Annotated in this window: 5 protein-coding genes; all 5 read right to left on the minus strand. The window is 41.2% G+C overall.

From position 1 onward, the window contains the following. Nucleotides 1-52 precede the first annotated feature (52 nt). Genes R8O11_RS24485 through R8O11_RS24505 form a run of 5 tightly spaced genes read right to left on the minus strand, consistent with a single transcriptional unit; the run spans nt 53 to nt 4,965 of the window. Complete coding sequence (locus tag R8O11_RS24485; RefSeq protein ID WP_318194529.1) at nt 53-2,773, minus strand: DUF6701 domain-containing protein; 2,721 nt, start codon at nt 2,771-2,773, stop codon at nt 53-55. 6 nt (nt 2,774-2,779) lie between these two features. After that, nucleotides 2,780-3,217 carry an MSHA biogenesis protein MshP gene (locus R8O11_RS24490; RefSeq protein WP_318194530.1) on the minus strand — a complete coding sequence of 146 codons (438 nt, stop codon included), beginning with the start codon at nt 3,215-3,217 and terminating at the stop codon, nt 2,780-2,782. Further along, entirely contained in the window at nt 3,207-3,935 is a 729-nt protein-coding gene (locus R8O11_RS24495) for a PilW family protein (RefSeq protein ID WP_053303456.1), read from the minus strand. Before R8O11_RS24495 ends, R8O11_RS24490 begins: the two co-directional genes overlap by 11 nt. Then, nucleotides 3,935-4,510: a type II secretion system protein gene (locus tag R8O11_RS24500; protein WP_042523496.1), complete on the minus strand. Its 576-nt coding sequence runs from the start codon at nt 4,508-4,510 to the stop codon at nt 3,935-3,937. Before R8O11_RS24500 ends, R8O11_RS24495 begins: the two co-directional genes overlap by 1 nt. Then, on the minus strand, nt 4,507-4,965 hold the full coding sequence (locus R8O11_RS24505) for a type II secretion system protein (RefSeq protein ID WP_318194531.1): 459 nt from the start codon (nt 4,963-4,965) through the stop codon (nt 4,507-4,509). Before R8O11_RS24505 ends, R8O11_RS24500 begins: the two co-directional genes overlap by 4 nt. Between the last annotated feature and the right edge of the window lie 75 nt (nt 4,966-5,040).

The following is a 5,040-nucleotide window of genomic DNA, read 5'->3' on the forward strand; positions in this document are numbered from 1 at the left end:
GGAAGTTACTGAAGAACTTAATGAAAACAGGATGTTAAGTCTTCAGCAACAATTAAAGGGAACATAGCCTAAAGAAATTCTGAGTGACGGGTGAACTACAATAGCCGGATATTTCTATTTCTGTTGTTCCATCTTCGGGATCACTGTCATCACCATCTGACACCCAGCGCAATGGACGGACAGAGAGTTCAAAAGAGTTCCCTGCTGCGGTAAATGCTGCACTACTGGAATCCGTAATACTGCCATCCATATTCGTATCATCCGGAGAACAAATCGCAAATGTCCAAGGACGTGAATAGACGGTGAACTGGCCTTTTAGTGTCTTCGTATTTCCGTCACCTTCAATCGGACAATCATCACCACTACAAGTGAAGTTATCATCAGTCAGAGTAACTAACATTTCACCTGAATCTTCCAGAGTTAAACCTTTAGAAGATTTTCCACTGGAAAATGATGGGGAGTAAGTTAAAGAGCCAACAGCACCTGATGCAGGGCGTACCCATTGATATGAAACATCCGGCTTACCGTCATAGTCAATATCGTCAACTTCATTATCGTCATTGCATGCCTGAGCCTTTACTTCAACCTCTTTCAGCTTTCCTGCGATTACATACTGGTCGTCAGCTGAAAATTTAAATGGCACAAACTTGAAAGTTGATGTCTGCGTTTTTGATGAGTCATTGTCCACTGTAACTTTTAACGTATATTCTTCATCAAGATCAATACTACTTTGATCTTTAACGCTCACTTGCAGTTTCAACTTACCAAGTTTCGAAGACACATTGCTTGTCGTAAAGCTAGGATAAGAGCCAGTACCAGTGCTTTCTACAACATCTATAGAAAAATTATCTGCATCAGGGTAAACCTGCACAGTAACGCCAGTGCTTTCCGCATAGCCATTGTTCTTGGTTTCTATTGCAAAACTAGGTTGTTCTGTTCCGCACATCAACGCATATTGTGCTGCTGGTGATAGCGTTACTTCATAATCATCTGAAGGTGTAAAACAGTGGTTGTCTGTAGCAATGATACTTGCCGAGTTATCCATCGAAATACTTCGAGCAGTAACCGCACCATAAACTACTGCATTGTTTTTTAACTCTACACTTGCTTCTGTATAGAGCAGTCCTGTCAATTCAGCACTGTTATCAAGAGTAATTTTATCGTTACCATGACCAATGATTATCAGCTCGGCTTTTCCGACTGTATAAAATTTCGCATTGTTTTTCAGCTCCAGCTTTTTCACATGAATTTGCACTTTTTGTGAGTCTGGAATATTTATTTGTGCGCTGTTATCAACCTTTAGCTCTTCTATCCAGTAAGTTCCCGTTTTAAATGTAACTTTAGCATTGTTTTTCACTTCTAGTTTTTCCAGTACCTCATAACTAGAAAATGTTTTACTCTCCTGATGATCGACAACAACCTCTTTAGAGCTAGTCTTAAAACTCTCTAATTCCAACCGTTTAATCATCAGTCCTTCATTACCAAAACAACCTTCATCGTCACATGATGCATTATTTTCTAAAGTAATTTTCGACTGAGGAAAACCAACGTAACGCTTACCGTTCACATAAGGGGCCCCTGAAATCCGAGCATTATTTTTCATCTTTAGAAGCGCATTAGAATTGCCAGTCCAAGTTTGAACTGGAGATGGAAACAACTCACAAATTTCACTTGTAGGAGGCTTATCGAATAAGAAGTATGAAAACGGCTCAACAACGTGACCACGTTCAGCATCTCTATCCATATCTTCTTCATTAATCAAAGCAACGCTGGTTTTAGTCACAGAACAACGCCTTAGCCAACCACCGTTATTACCATTTCGAGTACGCTTAGACGCCAATAAAACCGGAGCAGATTTGAAGCCAGTAACCGGGAAGTAGCTAAGCTGCTTACAGCCCTCAGTAACTGGTTTAATGACATTATCATTCAGAGCGCTAAGCGTATTACGGGTTGAACCATTACCTAGCCAAAATTTTCGCCCTTGAGTAAAACCTTCACCATAGCCTGCCACAAACGCCACTTCTTCAGGTTGATCAAGTACCGCATTTTTTGTCACTTCAGAGCGGTCAATGATTAATGAAAAGCCTGTACGAGTAGGATCTAGAGCGATCGTATTTAGCCAAAGTGGTTGGCTACCAACCATATTGTTTCGAGTTTGAATTTGAACCAAAACACCTGGTGGCTTTGAAAAAGCAGTGTTCAAACCAAAGTTAATAAAATTAACCTGCTTGCTGATGTTATTTGTCCCATCAGGCTTATTAGAAAATGTATGTTTAGAGCTCACTTTGCCTGCAACAAGCATGGCACCACTATCAAACTTAATAACGCCTGGTTCCATTACCAAGTAGTCAATATCATTCATAGGTGCATCAACATAAGTTATTCTCTCGCCAGTGTTTTTACATTGCCATTTATCGTTTTTACGATTGTATTTTAGATAGCGGCAAGCGGCTCTGTGAGGAGGTAATAACTGCTTTATTGTTGCTTTGGATGAACTGATAGACCAGATTTTCAAATCTGAAGGGTATTCTGTGGTCTTGCTATCAAAGTTAGAGCGACTCGCATCGATCGTCGGCATAACAAAAACCAGAGGAGGTTGTGAGTAAGAATTCTGAAACTCGATGTCACAAGTCACACTTGGCCCTGCTACAGTACATTTATCTGCTGGCACAGTGCCAAATTCAAACTGAGGGTTGTTATTTACTGCAGCAAAACTGATTGACGAAAAAAGGAAAAGCGCTACCGTAAGTAACGATGTTATTATTTTTTTCATTGTATTTTACTCCCTTACCCAAACTTCTTGCTGACGTTGAACTTTAGACACTCCAGAACCACAAACAGCCACACTTTTAACCACATATAGCTCCACTTCTTTACCAGGAAAGTCACCTGGTAGCTTACCTGCCTTCTGACATTCAATCGTTGTCACTTTGCATGCCTGATCGAACAAGCCGCTGTCGGGCTTAACGCTTTCTGCCTCGATAGCATCGCAACGGGTTGCAACAGCAGCAGATTCATCTAAAGGGAAAAACTGAGTTAACACCCAGTCATTACTCGACTGAGCGGTAAACCATGCTTTAGTCCCCAAAAATTCCCGCGTTACTCCGCTTTGGTTCGACCAACTCACCTTAATCAAAGATGCCGCTAAATAGCCCATCACAAGAATGACAAACAGAGTCACGATTAGTACATTGCCTTGTTGACGATTACGGAACATTTAACACCTGCACATCTTGTTGGTACACACTACTTTCACCGGACTGTTCAAACACGAACCTCAGATGCACGAGCCCGCCTCGATGAAGCGATGTATCGTCATATTTGAAATAACTCTGAGATTGATCATCAACATAAACAAGATTGTCGGCAATTATTTCGCCGTTACGCTGTATCTGTGGGCCTACAAAGCAATATTTCACTGACTTAGATGGATCATAGAGATAGTGTCGATTAGAAACGGAGCGACTGGTTACTAAACTAGCGCCATCAATAATCTTATATGCTTTATCCGAATCTGGAGAAAGCGCTCCAACATCAACACTATGAGTGGATGAGGTTAAATCACTTAGCCGTGTTGGGTTAATCACCATTTTCAAGCCACTATCAAATTCGGGAGCATTAGTACCAAAAAAACCAACCACAAACTGTATATCATTTCCAGAAATTGCATAAAAACCAGAATGCTCTATCGGCATAAACATCAGACAGTTTTTCTCTTTCTCATTGATAAAAAAACTATTCGGCACCGCATGACGAATTTCTCGAGACATTTTCTCAATAACGAACTGAGCCTGAGTTTGTAGTTTCTGCCTATCGATAGTGTCGGCATAGCCCTTTGCTCCTAACTGCAAATAGCCAGCAATTCCAAGCATGATAAAACTACCAACCACAATAGTGATGACCATTTCTATTAAAGTGAAACCACGATTTTTCATTAGTAGTTACCTTTAATGGCAGTAAGTTTCAATGATTGCGTTCGCCCTGCGTGAATGGTCAATGTGACTCGTTTATAGTCTTCAATGTCGTTTGACACTGAACCACTCTCGTTAACATACACGACATCCACTTCAACTCTGAAGTTGGTGTAATCACTTTCAATCGACGTTCCAAGAACATTACTCAGTTCGTACTGTGGCGTCGAATTACAACTAGTATGCGTACTTTGGGTATACCAACAGCCAATATAATCATCAACGTCATCAAAGCTTGCAATCGCCCCCTCTTCTGCACCTAAACTACCGCTTACGGTACATGTTTCTTGCTCACTACCCACTAACCCCTCACCACATCGGGTCTCGCCACCAGCCAAATCACTATTTTCATCAAAACCACGCGCAAGAATTTGTGACATAAAGCTTTGTGCTAAAGCAGAGGCGCGGGTTTGATAATGAGGGATGGCGGAATCTCGAATCTGAGGGACAAGAAAAGAAGTAAACGCCACCATCGCAATGCCCATCAAAACAATCGCGATGATCATTTCTATTAAAGTCATGCCACTAGATTTCTTCATGAGCATGTACCTTTAGAAACATAACCTTGAGAATTAATTTCAACTTGGCAGCGGCTTCGACCATGTTTATCTTCAATCAGGATTGAAACCCCACCACTCGCAGAATTTATAGGATTACCCAACAAATTAAACTCGATTGGATTAGTTACGGCATTGGTCAGTGAAAACTTTGCGGATTTATCAATAACTACGTCACTACGAGCATCTTGTGCACTGCCTGTTAGTGTGCAGGCAGCAACTGAACCAATGCATGAGCTAGAAACTTGCAAACGAAAATCATCACCTAAATTTGCTTCATCAATGTTCGATTGCATGCGGTTAACCTGCACTTGGCGAATCACAGAAATCACACGTTCTTGTAATGCATATGCAGAAAAACTGCCAGAGCCCATAAAACGGCTGGCTGCAAAAAGTGAAAGGATAGAGAGGAGGACAATCACGAGGATTAACTCCATGGCTATGTTCCCTTTAACTGTTGTTATACTTAAAGTAGGCAACGATTGGAGGGAACTCCTATGCTTCAGTCACAG

The sequence above is a fragment of the Vibrio sp. 1288 genome, from assembly GCF_033344475.1.

What these genes read in the sequence shown, in the direction of transcription:
- R8O11_RS24485 (WP_318194529.1), bottom strand. Translation starts at nt 2,773, where the DNA reads ATGAAAAAAATAATAACATCGTTACTTACGGTAGCGCTTTTCCTTTTT.
- R8O11_RS24500 (WP_042523496.1), bottom strand. Translation starts at nt 4,510, where the DNA reads ATGAAGAAATCTAGTGGCATGACTTTAATAGAAATGATCATCGCGATT.
- R8O11_RS24505 (WP_318194531.1), bottom strand. Translation starts at nt 4,965, where the DNA reads ATGGAGTTAATCCTCGTGATTGTCCTCCTCTCTATCCTTTCACTTTTT.
- R8O11_RS24495 (WP_053303456.1), bottom strand. Translation starts at nt 3,935, where the DNA reads ATGAAAAATCGTGGTTTCACTTTAATAGAAATGGTCATCACTATTGTG.
- R8O11_RS24490 (WP_318194530.1), bottom strand. Translation starts at nt 3,217, where the DNA reads ATGTTCCGTAATCGTCAACAAGGCAATGTACTAATCGTGACTCTGTTT.